At 31.2% G+C, this 17,861-nt stretch carries 16 protein-coding genes and 3 pseudogenes; 5 read left to right on the top strand and 14 right to left on the bottom strand.

Annotation, left to right across the window (positions count from 1 at the left end; all coding sequences use genetic code 11):
- Positions 1–17: 17 nt before the first annotated feature.
- Positions 18–1,463: pseudogene (zwf, locus tag NST35_RS08930) on the bottom strand (glucose-6-phosphate dehydrogenase).
- Between zwf and NST35_RS08935 the strand changes: the two are divergent.
- Positions 1,452–1,568: pseudogene (locus NST35_RS08935) on the top strand (IS3 family transposase); the annotation flags it as partial. The pseudogenes zwf and NST35_RS08935 overlap by 12 nt on opposite strands.
- Positions 1,569–1,757: 189 nt before the next feature.
- On the opposite strand, the gene NST35_RS08940 reads toward NST35_RS08935, so the two are convergent.
- The 9 genes and pseudogenes from NST35_RS08940 to NST35_RS08980 all read right to left on the bottom strand — a co-directional run bounded on the left by NST35_RS08940 (position 1,758) and on the right by NST35_RS08980 (position 9,545).
- Positions 1,758–1,853: a type I toxin-antitoxin system Fst family toxin gene (locus NST35_RS08940; protein WP_141562933.1), complete on the bottom strand. Its 96-nt coding sequence runs from the start codon at positions 1,851–1,853 to the stop codon at positions 1,758–1,760.
- A 126-nt stretch (positions 1,854–1,979) separates the two neighbouring features.
- Positions 1,980–2,228, bottom strand: a pseudogene (locus NST35_RS08945) (DUF4176 domain-containing protein).
- Positions 2,229–2,297: 69 nt separating this feature from the next.
- Positions 2,298–2,912, bottom strand: coding sequence for a DUF443 family protein (locus NST35_RS08950; protein WP_002457164.1), 615 nt, complete (start codon positions 2,910–2,912; stop codon positions 2,298–2,300).
- 695 nt (positions 2,913–3,607) lie between these two features.
- Positions 3,608–5,452 (bottom strand): monovalent cation:proton antiporter family protein, encoded by a 1,845-nt coding sequence (locus tag NST35_RS08955; protein WP_002457165.1) that lies wholly within the window; start codon positions 5,450–5,452, stop codon positions 3,608–3,610.
- Between the two features lie 9 nt (positions 5,453–5,461).
- Complete coding sequence (gene mgtE, locus NST35_RS08960; protein ID WP_002457166.1) at positions 5,462–6,847, bottom strand: magnesium transporter; 1,386 nt, start codon at positions 6,845–6,847, stop codon at positions 5,462–5,464.
- A 24-nt stretch (positions 6,848–6,871) separates the two neighbouring features.
- A complete protein-coding gene (locus tag NST35_RS08965; RefSeq protein WP_002457167.1) occupies positions 6,872–7,726 on the bottom strand; it encodes an RluA family pseudouridine synthase in 855 nt (284 codons plus the stop codon).
- Positions 7,723–8,532: an NAD kinase gene (locus NST35_RS08970; RefSeq protein WP_001829306.1), complete on the bottom strand. Its 810-nt coding sequence runs from the start codon at positions 8,530–8,532 to the stop codon at positions 7,723–7,725. Before NST35_RS08970 ends, NST35_RS08965 begins: the two co-directional genes overlap by 4 nt.
- Before the next feature lie 13 nt (positions 8,533–8,545).
- The gene (locus tag NST35_RS08975) at positions 8,546–9,181 is read right to left on the bottom strand and encodes a GTP pyrophosphokinase (RefSeq protein ID WP_002457168.1); all 636 of its coding nucleotides are present in this window, start codon (positions 9,179–9,181) and stop codon (positions 8,546–8,548) included.
- A gap of 16 nt (positions 9,182–9,197) precedes the next feature.
- Complete coding sequence (locus NST35_RS08980) at positions 9,198–9,545, bottom strand: UPF0738 family protein (RefSeq protein ID WP_002457169.1); 348 nt, start codon at positions 9,543–9,545, stop codon at positions 9,198–9,200.
- A gap of 284 nt (positions 9,546–9,829) precedes the next feature.
- Here NST35_RS08980 and NST35_RS08985 point away from each other — a divergent pair, with 284 nt between their 5' ends.
- The 3 genes from NST35_RS08985 (at position 9,830) to yjbH (ending at position 11,687) form a co-directional block, all read left to right on the top strand.
- Positions 9,830–10,420, top strand: coding sequence for a CYTH domain-containing protein (locus NST35_RS08985; RefSeq protein WP_002457170.1), 591 nt, complete (start codon positions 9,830–9,832; stop codon positions 10,418–10,420).
- A gap of 81 nt (positions 10,421–10,501) precedes the next feature.
- Complete coding sequence (locus NST35_RS08990) at positions 10,502–10,867, top strand: truncated hemoglobin YjbI (RefSeq protein WP_002457171.1); 366 nt, start codon at positions 10,502–10,504, stop codon at positions 10,865–10,867.
- Positions 10,868–10,889: 22 nt separating this feature from the next.
- Positions 10,890–11,687, top strand: a complete 798-nt coding sequence (gene yjbH / locus NST35_RS08995; RefSeq protein WP_002457172.1) for a protease adaptor protein YjbH — start codon at positions 10,890–10,892, stop codon at positions 11,685–11,687.
- A gap of 462 nt (positions 11,688–12,149) precedes the next feature.
- Here yjbH and pepF read toward each other — a convergent pair whose 3' ends face one another.
- From pepF to spxA, 4 genes are all read right to left on the bottom strand, one after another.
- Positions 12,150–13,958 (bottom strand): oligoendopeptidase F, encoded by a 1,809-nt coding sequence (gene pepF / locus NST35_RS09000; RefSeq protein ID WP_002446073.1) that lies wholly within the window; start codon positions 13,956–13,958, stop codon positions 12,150–12,152.
- 49 nt (positions 13,959–14,007) lie between these two features.
- Positions 14,008–14,988, bottom strand: a complete 981-nt coding sequence (locus tag NST35_RS09005; protein WP_002495796.1) for a competence protein CoiA — start codon at positions 14,986–14,988, stop codon at positions 14,008–14,010.
- Positions 14,989–15,083: 95 nt separating this feature from the next.
- The gene (mecA, locus tag NST35_RS09010) at positions 15,084–15,806 is read right to left on the bottom strand and encodes an adaptor protein MecA (RefSeq protein ID WP_002446071.1); all 723 of its coding nucleotides are present in this window, start codon (positions 15,804–15,806) and stop codon (positions 15,084–15,086) included.
- 353 nt (positions 15,807–16,159) lie between these two features.
- Positions 16,160–16,555: a transcriptional regulator SpxA gene (spxA, locus tag NST35_RS09015; RefSeq protein WP_001829294.1), complete on the bottom strand. Its 396-nt coding sequence runs from the start codon at positions 16,553–16,555 to the stop codon at positions 16,160–16,162.
- A 290-nt stretch (positions 16,556–16,845) separates the two neighbouring features.
- On the opposite strand from spxA, the gene trpS reads away from it, so the two are divergent.
- Positions 16,846–17,835 (top strand): tryptophan--tRNA ligase, encoded by a 990-nt coding sequence (gene trpS, locus NST35_RS09020; RefSeq protein ID WP_002446070.1) that lies wholly within the window; start codon positions 16,846–16,848, stop codon positions 17,833–17,835.
- The last annotated feature ends 26 nt before the right edge of the window (positions 17,836–17,861 follow it).

A 17,861-nucleotide genomic window follows, 5' to 3' on the forward strand; every position in this document is an offset into this window, starting at 1 on the left:
ACTTTAGGTCTTTTATATTACAAATTATTCCACCAATTCAATCCGTCTTCACTAAGTAATTTTTCACTTTCTTTAGGCCCATATCATCCAGAGGCATAATTAGGAAACTGTGGCTGGTCTTGTTTCCATACATTTTCAATATCATCAATAAATTTCCAAGAATTTTTAATTCTTCCCAATAAGTAAATTTTGTTTGTTCTCCAATTAATATATCGTAAATAAGATTTTCATATGCATCAACTGTGTTCATTTTATCTTTAATCGGCATAGTATAAGAAAGCTTCACTTTTTGCATTTCATTATTTTGATTACTTATCTTACCGTTCACACATAAAGAAAATCCTTCATTAGGTTGTACGTTGATGACTAATAAGTTTGATGCATTCTGTTCACAATTACTATAATAAAATTGCATTGGATTTTTTAAACTCTATAACGATTTGGATAGATTTTTTTCATTCTTTTTTCTGTACGAATATAAAATGTAACACTAGCCCATTTAGAGTTTTCAATTTCTATTTTACCTGCTACAAAAGTTTCAGTATTAGATTGTGAATTTACATTAGGTTCATTTCTATATGCAGGAACGAACTCATTATTCATCATTCCCCCATCATATTGACCACGCACGAAACTTTCTTTAATTTCATTTGGATTAAAACATTTCAAGGATTTTAAGACTTGAACTTTTTCTTTTCTTATATCACTACTTTTTCTACTAATTGGAGGTTCTATTGCAAGTAATTAAACCATTTGTAATAAATGATTTTGAACCATGAATTTTAGGGCGCCGCTTGATTCGTAGTAAGCACCACGATCTTCTATACTAATCGTTTCTGAAGAAGTTGCTTGTATATTGGAAATATACTTATTATTCCAAAGTGGTTTAAATATAGTGTTTCAAAATCGTAGACGTTCAATATTTTGAATCATTTCTTTACCTAAATAGTGATTAATTCCAAATATTTCTTCTTAAAAGACTTTCTTATTTGATTATTTAATTTTTTTGCAGATTTTAAATCATCACCAAATGGTTTTTCTATAATTATTCGCATCACCCCTTTTACGTTCGTTCATCCAGACTCTTTCAAGTGGTTTGTTGCAACTCCAAAAAATTTAGGGGACATTGCAAGATAGAACAATCGATTTCCTTTTAGGTCAAACTTATCATCTAGTTCTAAACTCATTTCCAACAATTTTTGGTAGCTATCTTTACTATTAGCGTCCTGTTGTTTAAAAAATAAACGTTTTAAAAACGCACTAATTTCCTTTGGGTTTTCAATATTATTTTGAATAGCATTTTTGACTTTTTCTCTAAATTCATCAGTAGTTAACTCATTTAAACCACTGCCAATAATTGTTAGTGAATTTTCAAAGTATCCTTTTTGAAACAAATTATAAATAGATGGGAAAAATTTTCGATAGCTTAAATCACCTGTTGCTCCAAATAAAGAGTTTCTTATTCAGTAGAAACAAAGTATAAAGCCGTTGAAATGAAAGCAGCAGGATTTTCAACAAAAGAAATTTTGAAAGTATTAAATGTTAGAAATAGAACACAAGTAAAAACTTGATGGCTATGGTATCAAAATGAGGAAAGTATGTTTGTTTCATATCTTTATCCTCAGTCATTAATTATTTATCTATCTTTGCATTTCTCTACTAACCAGTGTTATAATCTAGAAAATGATTAGCAATTAATGTACCAACCCCCACACTACTGCAATAGTGTGGGGGTTTTTATGTGTGTCTATGGTTGCCTATTTATTATTGCAATTACATAGCCAATGCGTAAATAATGCAATAATACAACCACTGAGGACTATGGTCGTGATGTGAACGAAAATGATTAGCAATTAATGCACCTCCTCTCTTCGTCAATTGACGCCTGAGAGATAGGCGACTCATATATTATATCATCTCTGAATATTCGATTATAGATAACTTCTGATAATCATGACTTAAGTTAAATCAGTCCGTAACTATCTTTTTTGTTGAACAGTCTCACGTTTAATATCTTCATCCAAATTACCCATCATCTCTTTAAATAATTCTTGAAATCTTGTTTCATCTTGATCAGAATAACCTTCAAATATAACGTTATCAAAATTCTCTTAGTTGAAATAGTATATTTGATCTTCTACAACACCAACTGGATACTTACATGCTGAATAATCGAACAAATACTTTTGACCCTCAATTTCTACAATTGGTCCACGATTAATAATCATTAATTTTTAAGAACCTTCTTTTAAATATATAATGCTTCCTATTGTTTCCATTTTATTTCACCTATCTTCCTACATTTTTAATTTCGCATGCACTTTTTTATCAGAAATCGAAACTATGTTCATAATAGTAAACAGAAACAATGTAACTAACCAACCTATATAACCAAAAATATTTTGATTATCATCAAAAATCATTTGAATAGGAGCAATTGAAAAAAATAGGAACATAAAATAACAAAACACCACCAGCACTAAATTTTTAAATGAAGGAATCAACATGACTTTTTGTATACTATTTTTATTAAATGCTGGATGATTCAATTTCTTTCTTATAGATAAACGTAAAGTGATCACTGCAACAAATCCGATTAAAAACATTATCGCTACCCATATTCGACTAATATTAATATCCATGAAACCCACAATACTTCTTAATAACACACTGATAGTAACACCAATACCGGCAGCCATCATACCATGACTGTTTTGTCCCCCATTATTAAATATATTTAAATTGTTGAACTCTTGATAAGTCAATTCTGTGCATTTAATAGGTATAAACCAGTTCAACATAGGACACAGATATGAATACCAATTTTGTTCTAAATCGACCATTAAATAGCGATTTTCTTTTTGAATGATTTTATATCTAGGATTTTTATAAATTGTGTATACAAAATCCATCTTGTTTCACCAACTCCATTTCATTAGATTTGCTACTTTTTTGATATTGTTGACAGCTTCTCTAACATTTTTCCGACTTATTCTGCTTTATTACTAAAATACCTGGCATTATTTTCAACATTTTTTACAACTACTAGAAAATTATCCTATAATTTTTTCATAATACAATGTACCTTTTGCTTCTAAAATAAATTGCTAAGTTTTAAAAACAATTCTTTTGTCAATTTATTGACCAGTCCAATCAACTTTTTAACTCGTACCTAATCCTTTAGTTGAATTTACTATGTCAACGCCAACAAATTTTCGCATATTAAATCTAATTTGTTCCCCTTACTAGTTACAAAAACGGCTGAAAAGAATTATATCCAAGAATCATAAGCTTATCCTTGTGACCCACCCGTTCCACAATGACATGATACTTTTTTGAAGATAATCATATCTACTTGAAATACTTTTTACTATATTTTCAACATCAGAAGAGTAGCATTTTGATGAAAAAAAAGTATTAAGCAACTGACTAAAAGTGCTTAATACTTTTTGTTATCGAAAAAGCGACGTCAACATAGAAACAAAACTTTTAAACAATTTATTCTAAGTTATGATGCTTATTAAAATACATTTAACTTTTTATCTTAAATAAATAATAATAATAACGTACATAACCGAAACCTTATAAAACACAAACAATGCCATGTTTAATAATAAAATTCCAATTCTTGCTTTAATTCATCTACATATTCTTTAGTTCCCGTCACAATCAAACGATCTTTATAGCGTAACTGTGTATCACCATGAGGTACGATTGAATCATTATCTCTTATAATACGAACAAAAATAATATCGCCACCAAATGGGAAGTTACGTAATTGAATATTTTCATATTGATAATTTAACATTTGAATTTCATATAGAGATGTTTCTACATTACTTAATAAATTCAGCATATTAGGTGTTTCTATTAAACTTTTTAGTAAGATTTTATTACTTAAATAATTACTAAACACCTCTATACCTTGATGTTTCAATGTTGGATCTTCGTTTGTACTTTCAAGTCGACATATAACACGTTTAACACCGTGGTTTTTAGCCATTAACGCAACGCTTTTATTTATATTGTCATCATTCGTAGAACATACAACAATATCTCGCTCGAAAAGTCCCAAGCGTTCTAGTAAATCTTCCTCGTAATCTGCTATTTCTATCATAGTAATATCGTCAGAGAGCTTTCTACTATCACTCAAATCTTTTCGATAGTATAAAGAAACATCATATAACTGAGAAGTTAAATTTTGTGCTATTGGAATAGTTAATTGATTCTTACCAATCATACTTATTTCTATGCGGCGTCCCACTTCATTAGGAATTGGGAACAGCTTCTTGAATATCACGGGTACGAAGACACATGTGATTACAGCACTAAGAATTAAAATGCCAGAAGTTTCCGGAGAAATCGCTTTTAATTTTTCAGCAATTTTAGCCGCAGCTATAACAAGTGATAAAGTTGATGTAAGCAAGAAAGCAGATGCAATGGTAGTTTTAGTGTCAAACCAGCGTCTAATATAAAATACTGGTATCAGTTTTGAAATGATAAATGAAAAAATGAGTACAGGTATAATGAGTAACAATGACGGTTCTTTAATTAAGCTCGGGATATCTAAATCGACGCCTACCATGATAAAGAAAATTGGAATAAAGAAACCATAACCAAAGGAATCTAATTTTTCTACCATCTCTTCATTAGGTTTAAGTAAAGAAACAACAACACCGGCTAGGAATGCACCTAATATGTATTCAGCACCAACACCTTCAGCAAGTGCTACTAATAAAATAATAAGTGCAAATACCGCTCTAATACCTATTTGCGTTGTACCATCCATTAACTTTTGTAAGAAGGACATACGTTTAAATAACACACCGATTACATAAAAGACAACTGTAAATACAACTAAAATACCTGTAAGCCATATCGTACTACCACCTTCACCATAAATGGCACCATAAACAGTTAGTAAAATCATGGTAAATAAATCTGCTAATACAGCTACTAGTAAAATAAATTGTCCTATCGTTGTACGCATAATGTTCATTTCTTTAAGGGTTGGTACTACAACTCCTAACGAAATTGTAGAAATGATAATCACCATTAAAAGGACATCATTAACTAATCCTAACCATTTAAATGCAAAAGCTAAAACAACGGAAATCATCATAATAAATGCAAATACTGTCAGTGCCAGTTTAAGATGACCAGGTACATCCTTTTCATGTTTATCTTCTCCTTGTCTTGGACGTGAATCCTTTTTAAATGCATTAAAGTCAATTTCTAGACCACTTAAAAACATTAAAAAGATAAACCCAAGCGTAGATAAAATATTAAGAAATGCATCTCTTTCCACTAAATTGAGAAAAGAGTGTCCTATCACAATCCCCATCAATATTTCAGCTACAACAACAGGAAGAAAGTTTATATTAAAACGATGCACAATGATTGGAGTCATAAATGCAGCTACGACGACTATAACTAAAGATAAGAATTCCATATGACCTCCTTATGTTAGGTATGACATGAATGATGTAGCTAATCCAAAATAAATAAGCATACTCACAATGTCATTAATTGTTGTAATAAAAGGACCACTTGCAACAGCAGGATCAATTTTACATTTGTTCATTACTAAAGGAATCATTGAACCAACCAATGTACCTACTGTCATTGCGCATGTCAAACTTCCACCTACTATTAAAGCTAATAACGGTTGTCTGAATATGACCACAATAATTAAGAAAAGGATAATTGCACATACAATACCTGATAATAAACCACTTCCCGCTTCTCGCAATGCAATCTTAAATTTACTCTGTTCATTTATTTCACCAGTAGATATATTACGGACAGAAACGGCTAATGATTGTGTACCAGAATTTCCTGACATACCGCTTATAATTGGAATAAATGCTGCAAGTAATGCTACTTGAGATAATGTATCTTCAAAACTACCTAATATAGTAGCAGTGATCATACCCAAAAATGTTAACACAATGAGCCATGGTAACCTTTTACTCGCCGTTTTAAACACTGAGTCACTTGTAGAATCAATGTCAGATACCCCAGCTAATCGTGAGTAGTCTTCACTTGCTTCTTCATCCATAACATCCAGGATATCATCAATGGTAATAATACCTAGTAAATGATTTTGATAATCTACAACTGGAACTGCTATAAAATCGTAGTCTCTCATTAATTGAGCGATATCTTCTTGGTCATCACCGACATTAGCACTGATGACACGTTCACTCATAACATCTTCAATGTATGCATCATTCTCAGCTACAATAAGATCTCTAAGTGATAGAACACCAACAAGTTGTTCATCTTCATTTACTGCGAATATAACATATATTGTTTCAGCATCAGGCGCTTGTTCTTTTACGTGAATTAACGCTTCTTTAACAGGTGTAGTTGATTTTAAAGAGATAAACTCCGTAGTCATTATACCGCCGGCAGTATCTTCTTCATAATGTAATAAAGCTTTGATTTCATTAGCATTATCTTTGTTCATTAATGTTAGCAAACTCGCCACTTTAGGTTTAGATAACTCATTTAAAATATCTACCGCATTATCATAAGACATTTCCTCTAAGACATGACTAGCATAGGTAGCGTCCATATTATCAAAAAGACTCTCATAATCATCGTCATCAAAGTCTAATTGATCAAAGAAATTTGCTACTTCTTTGGGTGATAAAAACTCGAATATTTTTTGTCTATTTCCATCATCCGTATCTTCAAAGTATTCACTTTGCTCATAGTTATGTAATTCTAAAAATTCTTTTCTGAATTCATCTATATCATTTTGATCTAATAATCGATCAAATAATTCTTTATCATATACGTCTTCACGAACGTTGTCTTTCATTTCAGTTTCGTTAGACATGTTAACACCTCCAAAACATATTTATTATACCATGTTGAATAATTTAATTAATTGTTTGTAATCAACATTTATCAGATAATGAGACCTGTATATGGGGTGGATAAATTCGACTGAACAGCAATGTAACGCTTGTCCATGAACACAAGGATGATTTCCACCGTACAAATCATCACCAATTAATGGATGACCAATATACTCAAAGTGAACTCGAATTTGATGCGTTCTTCCAGTAAGCAATTTAATCTTACATAAACTAGCAGTCTCATTTTGCATAAGCTTTTGATAGACAGTTTTTGCACACTTTCCCTTTTCATTAACTTCTCGCTTAATGATACTATCACTCAGCCTTGCAATAGGCGCTTCAATAACACCTGAAGATTGTGTTTGGCCATAGGCTAAGGCAACATATTCTTTTTTAAATTTCACCTTTGAAAACAAATGGTGTACATGTCCAAATTTAGCAAATACAACTAAACCTGAAGTGTTTCGATCAAGTCGAGTCACAATATGAGGATTTATTTTTTCACCTTTTTTTGTATAATAAGCAAGCACTTGTTCTACTAAACTGCCATGGGGGTGTTCTCTAGAAGGTGCACAATTTTGCATTTGTGGCTTGTTTACAATTATCAAATACGCATCCTCATAAATGACTTCTAATTCCTTATCGTAGGGAATCAAATTCTCACTTGGTGTTTCACTTGGAAAATGAACTTCTAATCTATCACCTTTGTCCATAACATGTCTGACAGTTACAGGTGAACCGTTTAATAGTAAAGCGCCATTTAATTTAATGGCGCTCAACGTGCGTTTAGAATAATCTTGATTTTTCAAAAAAGTTTTCACTGGTTCTGACTGTACAATTTGATATGTTAAAATCATCGTTCATCATCACTAGAAATAAATGAGTCATGTACCCTTTTCCAAAACGGAAATGGACGGAATCTAGCAAAACGCACTTTCTCATTAGCAACTCTATACTGTATTGCATTGACGTTTTTGTGCTTAATGCTAACATGATCGATTGTGGTTCTAATCGTATCGTGATTTACCGGCGTAATTAAACACGTATGATGTTTAGGAAGTACTAATGGCGAGCCTACCGTTCTAAACACTCTATTATTAATAGATGCAATTTCAGCAATTTGCATCGCTTCAAGTGATGGATGTATGAGCGCACCACCTAAAGCTTTATTATAAGCTGTCGAACCCGAAGGTGTAGATATACACAACCCATCTCCTCTAAATCGTTCGAAATGTTTACCTCTTATATTGACGTCTACAACCAATGTTGAGCCATTTTCAGTTTTCATTGTTGCTTCATTTAAAGCAAGGTATCTCGTTTCATAACCATTATCGTTATACCTGACTATTAATTCTAAGAGTGGATATTCAATAACTTGAAACTCCGAATTATTAATTTCAATAATAAGCTTTTCAACTTCATGAGGTAACCAATCTGCATAAAATCCTAAATGACCGGTGTGTATCCCGACAAAAGCAACTTTGGATAACATATGACTATATTGATGGAAAGCTTGTAATAACGTTCCATCTCCCCCAACTGAAATGACAATTTCAGGATTTTCGCTATCTTCTACCATTTGAAAATCTTTCATATGATTGATCATTTTATGCTTTAATGCATTTGATTTTGAATCACCTTTAGTAAGGATTGTATAACGCATGATTTACACCTCATTAGTCATTTTCATGTTTCTTAGCACGCTTTTGCGTGTAATACTTTTGCGCTTCTTGAATTTCATCTTTAATTTCGGACATTTCTTCATCTAATAAATATGCCGCTTCTGCTGCTCTCTCTAAACGATGTTGAATCTCATCTGGATATGCCCCATCATATTTATACCTTAATGTATGTTCGATTGTAGCCCAGAAGTTCATTGCTAAGGTTCTGATTTGAATTTCAGCCAATATGTGCTTTTGTCCACTGAGTGTTTCAATAGGATATTTGATTATCACGTGATAAGAACGATAGCCACTTTCTTTTGTATTTCGAATGTAATCTCTTTCTTCTATAACCTTGAAATCTTGACGTTGTCTTAATATATCAACAACTATGTCAATGTCATCCACGAATTGACACATAATTCTAAGACCAGCAATATCGTACATTTCTTCATGTAAACAATCAAAAGGGATACCCCTTTTGTTCGCTTTGTCTATAACACTTGAAATAGGTTTTACCCTTCCAGTCACGAATTCAATTGGAGAATTATGTTCTCCCACTTCGTATTGTTTTCTTAATCCTTTAAGTTTTACTTTTAACTCATCGACAGCTTGCTTATATGGCGTTAAAAATTGATCCCACTGGTTCATTTTGTTTCACTCCGCTTCACTCTAGTTCGAAAGTTTTTTCAACAGCTGAAACAAACTCCTTACCATAGTTATTGTTTCCTTCTATGTTATTCAAAACATAATCTAATTCTTCTTGGAAATGCTTAAGTTCTAAATGATTATTAATAATGATTTTTTTATCTCTATTCTCATGCAACATCGACCATGTTTCCTGAACAAAAATCAAATATGAATATGATTGTCCATCATCTAAAAGATAAGCAAAACCATAATTATCACTATCAACAAGCATTTGACCTACCTCTTCTAATCCTTCTGTAGATTCCTCTGAGAAGCAATAAACGCCATCATCTTTTAATTTAATTTCATTTATGTAAATACGCATGCTTGTTTCCTCCTTATTCCATACTAGTTTAACATATTACAACCTATCAAAACACGCTACAACTCACAGAAAAAATCTTCTAGTCTCTCATGTTTTTACTGTTATCATTACTCATTCTTTTATGATGATTTAGTGATTACCACAATCTTTTTATCTTCTAACTCACCTAGCCTATTTAAGTTTCAACTTTTACTTATAGTGTTTGACTTTAATTATAAATCAAAATTCGTCATAATAAGACATGCTAAATTTACAATAGCTAAAACTTGATAGAGGTGACTTTTATGTCTACGAATAATGAGATTGAATTTAAACAAATACTAGATCAAGATACTTACTCAAAAATCTATGAACTCTATTTCAAAAATCAATCACCTTTTAAGCAAACTAATTTCTATATCGACACAGAGAATTTTAAATTAAAGCAACATCAGGCTGCTTTGCGTATAAGAGTCAAAGATTATATGTATGAGATGACTTTAAAAGTCCCTGCTGAAGTTGGATTAACAGAATATAATCACTCAGTAAATATAGAACCTAAACTTGATATGTCACTTCAACTCTCTCAATTACCCAAAGATATTAAAAATATTTTAGAACACGACTTTAATATTTTAGAAAATGAGCTTAAAGTGTTAGGAAACTTAACTACCTATCGTTTAGAAACTGATTATCAAAATGAATTACTAGTATTAGATAAGAGTGAATATCTCGGCAAAACTGATTATGAATTAGAGTTTGAAGTTCATTCTTATGATGAGGGATATTCAAAATTTAAAAGTTTACTTCAACATTTTAATCTTCAACATCAAAAACCTTTGAATAAGGTGCAACGTTTTTTTCAAGAAAAACAAAATGTAAGCAATAAAAAGTAACAGTTGTCGATAAGGCAAATTACTTTTAAATGTAAAAATTCATGTTATATTAGATATATATTAATGGAACACGGTGATATTATGTCTAAAACACCATATGAGTTGATTGGTCAAAAAGCCTTGTATCAAATGATTGATCATTTCTATCAACTTGTCGAGAAAGATTCTCGTATCAATCATTTATTCCCAGGCGATTTCAAAGAAACCAGTCGAAAGCAGAAACAATTTTTGACACAGTTTCTTGGAGGTCCTGACTTATATACACAAGAACATGGTCATCCCATGTTAAAACGAAGACATATGGAATTTACAATTAGTGAGTATGAACGTGATGCATGGCTTGAGAACATGCATACTGCTATTCAACACGCAGAACTTCCTGCGGGTGTAGGCGATTACTTGTTTGAGCGATTAAGACTTACTGCACATCACATGGTAAATTCCTAAATTTAATTGTAGGTGAAAATACATGGCTGAAGAATTAAGAATCATGGAGAATAAGAGTCGTGAAGATACTAATCTATCACCTGTTAGCAAAATAGAAATCTATTCTTTTTTTGATCCTTTTAGTAAAGATTGTTTTAAATTATCTGCAATCTTATCAAAATTAAGAATTGAATATAATAAATATATAAAGGTAAGACATATTTTAAACCCTTCTTTAAAGGTATTAACTAAGTGTCAAGCTCAAAGTACTTCGGATTTTGACAATATTGCACTTGCCTATAAAGCCGCTGAACTTCAAGGTCGCATCAGAGCAGAAAGATTTATACATTTAATGCAAAATGAAATCATTCCAAAACGTGATATTATTACCGAAGATATGATTTCTGATTGTATTAATAATGCCGGTATTGACTATCAAGTTTTTAAAGAAGACTTGCAAAAGGACAAGTTGACTGACAGCTTGAAAGTTGATCTTCACATTGCAAGAGAAATGGAAATAGAACAAGCTCCCTCACTTGTTTTTTTCAGCGAAAATGTTCATGAAGAAGGTTTAAAAGTCGAAGGATTATATCCTTATCATATCTATACTTACATTATTAATGAGTTAATGGGACAACCTATAGAGAAAAATCTTCCTCCAAAATTAGAATACTACATTCAAAAGAAACAACTAGTAACAATGGAAGAACTTTTAACAATTTATGAATGGCCTGAAAAATTATTAAACAAAGAATTAAAGAAACTCACACTTCAACAAAAAGTTGAAAAGTTGCAATATCCAGAGGGAGAATTTTGGAAGTCTAAAGTGCCTCAGTGTTAATGATAGATATGATGAGAGCTATACAAATTTCATTTTGAAAAATAAATCTTAATTACGATAGCGTGGACGCTCAAGTATAAAAAGAATATTTCACATTTGTTTTTAACTCAGTTATCTATAAATTAAAAAATCGCCTATGACACGAATAGTTGTCATAGGCGTTTTTTAATATTTACTGATGTATTTTTTCATTAAAAATATACACAATAATGTATATATGATGTATAGCAACAATTTTTATATTCAATTTAAAAATTTTCAAATAAAAAAACGCCGTGTCTGATTACACGACGCTAAACAAAGGGGATGGGAGAAATTTTCACTTCAAACAAAGGGGTATGTTTGTTATGTGATTAATTTCATGTTCATAATATAACACGGTAAAATATCCTTTTCAACCCTTGTTTATTCATAAAATCAAATTGTCACAATCTGTTCATATTGTAAGCGAATTCAATTCTGCTAAGCTTTCATTAACTTTTCAAAAGCATCTAATTTCTGCTCAAATACTTCACAAGCTTCCTCTATTGGTTGAGGAGTTGTCATGTCAACACCTGCATTTTTTAATATTTCGATTGGATAGTTTGAGCTACCCTTTTTTAAGAATTCATTGATATAACGTTCAACAGCAGGTTGACCCTCAGTTAAAATTTGATGACTTAAACTTTGAGCAGCACTATAACCAGTAGCGTATTGATATACATAATAATTCATATAGAAATGAGGAATACGTGACCATTCTTTACTGATATCTTCGTCAGTTTCTACCGCTTCGCCGAAATACAATTTATTAAGTTTAGCATATTCTTCATTCATACGATTTGGCGTTAATGGCTCCCCAGCTTCTTCTATTTGATGTATTTTATGTTCAAATTCAGCAAACATTGTTTGACGGAATAGTGTTGCTCTAAATCGTTCTAATTCTTGGTTAAGTAACAATAGACGTCGTTCATCATCCAAATGTTTATCCATGTAGTCACTCAGTAAAGCCTCATTACAAGTTGATGCAACCTCAGCGACAAAGATTGTATAATCGCTTAAATTTGATGGTTGATTTTGTCTACTAAAGTAACTATGTGCAGAGTGACCAAATTCATGTACTAAAGTATATAAATCAGAAACAGTGTCAGACCAGTTAAGTAAAATAAAAGGATTAGTTAAATGCCCACCGGATGAATATCCGCCTGAACGTTTACCTTTATTTTCATATACATCGACCCAACGGTTATCTAGACCTTCTTTAACCACGTTTAAGTATTCTTCTCCCATTGGCTCAAGTGCTTTTAACATCCAAGATTTTGCCTCTTCATATGGCATTTCAAATTTAACATCTTTAACAAGTGGTGTATAAAGATCATACATTTTTAAATCGTCTAAACCTAGTAACTCTTGTCTAAGCTTCGTGTATCTGTGTAATAATGGTAAGTATTTATGGACCGTTTTGATTAAGTTATCGTAAACAGCTTCTGGAATATGATTATTACTTAAAGCTCTTTCACGTGCTGAACGATAATGATGCGTTCTAGCATTAAATACATTTTTCTTAACCTCACCAGCTAAAGTAGCACCTAGTGTGTTATTATGCGCACCGTATGCTTTATAAACATTTCTAAATGCAGAAGCTCTTAACTCACGATCATCAGACTCTAAATACTTGATAAATGTACCTTGTGTTAAAGGATAAGCTTGACCATCTTTATCTATAGCATCTTCAAATTCCAAATCTGCATTGCTAAACATTCCATATACATTAGAAGGCGTAGAAAGTGCGTCTTGTGCTTCTGTTAATAACTTTTCTGTATTCGCATCTAATATATGCGGACGTTTCTCATTAATCAATTTCAAATCAAATTCATATCGTTTTAAATCATCATTAGAATCGATAAAAGATTGAATAGTAGCTTCATCTAGTTGTAAAATTTCAGGTACTAAAAAACTCCATGCAGAGCTATATTTAATAACAAGTTGATGTGCACGTGCTTCTAAACCGGTATACTTATCATTTGCAGTATCTTGATCTTGTTTTAAATGTGCGTATACATATACCTTTTCTAATTTTGTACCTAGCTCGTCTTCAAGACTTAGCGCTTCATATAGTGTTTCGGCACTTTCACCAAGATGACCTTTAAATTTTTCTTCTTCACCTATTTTAGCTTCAATACTTTTAAAAGCTTCTTCAAATGCTTCATCGCTTTTAAATATAGTTGTTAAATCCCATGTATATTCAGGATATTTACGTTCCTGTTCTTCTCTTGTTAATTGTTGACTCATAATGTAAACCTCCTTAATAATCTAATAGCTTAATTTTCTCATTTTAGCACTACTTTTGCACGTTTAAGCCTTCATGTTCATATAAATAATCAAATTCACGCAAAATAGTGTTTAATATTTGACGTTTGTCGTATTGAAACGTTACAAACACCCTAAACTTAACTTTACTAAGAAGTTGTTTACATAATTCATTATCATTTAATGTTCTTCTTAGCAACAGATATTTTAATTGCCATTCTATTGGATGCGTTATTAAATATATTTGATGTGGTACAACATATCCTAATTTAGAAATTACATCAGAATCACACATATTTAATTGATACATGGCACTGAGTGTAGGTTCTAAAACACTGTGGCGCTTTCTACAATAGTTTATATAACGTTGTATATTAGAAGCAGACAACCTAAAATTGGGAACATTATTTGATTGAAAAGTCATATTTATTATATCCTCAAATTTTAAAACTTTTCTTTGTGCAACAAAATTTTTACCGCCTACATGTTGAAGATGACTATATAATATTAATACAAACTTTTTTGAATCCCATGTTACTAATGTTCTATTAATTGGATGAATAAAAGCACTTTGAAATGGTGATAATTTAACGTATTTATCTTTCAAAGGAACATCTTTAATAATCCAAATCACATTCAAACCTATTCGCTTTAAACCAGTTGTTCGACGAATAATATTACTGATACTTATTTTAGAAAATTGAACTTCAATTGCATTTTTTTGATTAATCACAATATCTGGATATTGCAAAACTTCTTTGCAATAAGGTTCAATTTCCACGTTGAAATTCAAAGCTTCATAAATTCTTGCTAAATATAACTTTGCTTCATAATGTTCAACTGATTCTGATTTTGAACAGTGGTGATTAAAACGTGTTTTATGGGCAAAGTGGGCTATTAAAGTCATTCCTTGCTTGAGTATCACCTCAGACTTACAATGAGGACATTGGTATTTATCAAATTTATTTGCATGTTGCGCTAAAATTTTCTGACCTTGATGATTAATTGCCATTAACATTTCTTCACCCCATTATTAAAAACGGAGTACATCATAGTTTTACTTTTTAAAATAAAAAAAAGGTGCTCAATGGCACCTTTAAATCATTATTATTCATTTGTATCAGTAAAGTATTTACGTACTTGAGAAGTAACATTGTGACTCATAATAATCTTAGCGTAGTCGTTTAAATATATATTTGTTTTATCAGTTGGATAAGCAAACTCCAATAACTGACTATAACTATCGTTAATCATCTCTTGTGAAACCGAATCATCAAAATGAATTGAGTAATAATATTTATTATCAATCATATATAATAAATCTTCATATTCATCAGTATTTTGATTATTATGATAAGCATAGTCGATAACTTGCTCTAAATCGTCAAATTTCACTATAATATTTCTCACATTTGATGGCTTATGCGCACGTCTTTGTTGTTTATCTTGATGGTTTTTCTTTTGTTGTTTACGTTGTTCAAATAAATCTTCTAAACTTTCTTCACCTTCAAGTGTTTGAGCCAATAATTCATTTACCTGATCATCAAATTGATGATTTGTATCATCGTCTGACATATTCATAGCATCTTCATTTTTTGATTTAGAAATTGTCACTTCCACACCCTTTTCAAAAGCGTGTACTTGAATCCAAAGTGGACCTTCAACTACAAAATCCTCTTCTTCATTAATTTCATCCATCATTGACCAGAAGAATTCTTCACCACGTTTACGGTTACTCCATAGGTCTTCACGACTAAAACCACGTGCTTCAATGTCACTATATGTTATAAACAATTTTACTGTTGTATCATCAACACGTTCTATTCTCATATCATCTCACTCCTTACAGTCGATGAATAGTAACCATATTGTATTAGAACGGAGGTTAAATTACAATTTATTTGTTTGATTAAATTTAACTATTATTCATTTGGACATCTATTTTAACATATTCCCTGTTTTAATAACAAAAAACTTACTTTTAATAAGATTATATATAAAAGAGCCTAGGACCAAAAAGTCCTAGGCATACTTTAACGAATGGCAATCGATGACTAAATTGTTAGTACGCATATGTTAAGCGTTGTTAAACACGATTCTTCGTTATCAAAGTGGAAGAATGAAATCAGCAAGAATTCTATTCCACTCTCAAATATCTTTCAAAGAAGTTGTTAATATTATTGTTAATCAACTAGACGTTGCGCTTCTTGTAATTGGAATGTACGTACTTTTCGTGGTAAGAAACGACGAATTTCATCTTCGTTATATCCAACTTGTAAACGTTTGTCATCTAAAATAATTGGACGACGTAACAAGCCAGGATTATCTTGAATGATTGAGTATAAATCTTGTAATGGTAGTGAATCTATATCCACATTCAATTTTTGATATGTCTTAGAACGTGTTGAAATAATTTCGTCAGTTCCATCTTCAGTCATTTTTAGAATTTGTTTAATTTCATCAATTGTTAAATGTTCAGAAAAAATGTTACGCTCCGTATACGGAATATCATGTTCTTGTAACCATGCTTTCGCTTTACGGCAAGATGTGCAACTTGGTGAAGTAAATAATGTTACCATACATCTCACTCTCCTATAGAATGAATTTAATTCATTATTTTAAAATTATTTGTTAATTAAAGAAATTAAGTTTTTAGCTTTCTTAATCTTACACTTATTATTATAAATGACTAAGATTAAAATTAAATGAGAAAAACCTAATTTTTCTGAGAAATCTTAAAAATAAATAAAAATGTATACCTCTCTTTAATGATATACCCAGATATAGATATTTTAACACAACTTACAAATTAACGAAATACTGTTATAATGATACATAAACAATATTAATTAGAAAGTAGGCATCTAATATGGAAACTTTATTCTCAGGAATTCAGCCAAGTGGTATTCCAACAATTGGTAACTACATCGGTGCATTAAAACAATTTGTAGATGTTCAAGATGACTACGAATGTTTTTTCTGTATCGTAGACCAACATGCTATAACGGTACCACAAGACCGCTTAAAATTACGCAAGCAAATACGTCAACTCGCAGCAATTTATTTGGCATCAGGTATTGATCCAGATAAATCGACTTTATTTATTCAATCTGAAGTCCCTGCACACGTGCAAGCTGGTTGGATGCTTACAACAATAGCTTCTATTGGTGAATTGGAACGTATGACGCAGTTTAAAGACAAAGCTCAGAAACGCGCAGATGGCGTACCTGCCGGTCTACTCACTTACCCACCATTGATGGCGGCTGATATCGTGATTTACAACACTAACATTGTTCCAGTTGGTGATGATCAAAAGCAACATATGGAACTGACACGAAATTTAGTAGATCGTTTCAATAGTAGATACAACGATGTATTAGTAAAACCAGAGGTACGAATGCCAAAAGTTGGTGGGCGTGTGATGAGTTTACAAGATCCTACTAAAAAAATGAGTAAAAGTGATGATAATCAGAAGAATTTCATTTCTTTATTGGATGAACCTCATGTCGCTGCCAAAAAAATTAAAAGCGCTGTAACAGACTCTGACGGTATAATAAAATTTGATCGTGAGAATAAACCAGGCATTTCAAATTTACTTTCAATTTATTCTGGTCTAACTAATGACTCTATTAAGAATATTGAATCTAAATATGAAGGTGAAGGTTACGGTAAATTTAAAGGTGACTTATCGGAAATCGTTAAAGATTTTCTTATTAATTTCCAAGAAAAATATGCAAGCTTTTATAATTCTGATGACCTAGATGATATTCTAGATAAAGGTAAAGAAAAAGCTCAAAAAGCTTCATTTAAAACATTGAAAAAAATGGAAAAAGCAATGGGCTTAGGTCGAAAAAGATAATACTATATAATATAAAAATGCCTCGG

The organism is Staphylococcus sp. FSL W8-0304, from assembly GCF_038006565.1.
GTDB classification, from domain to species: Bacteria; Bacillota; Bacilli; order Staphylococcales; family Staphylococcaceae; genus Staphylococcus; species Staphylococcus epidermidis.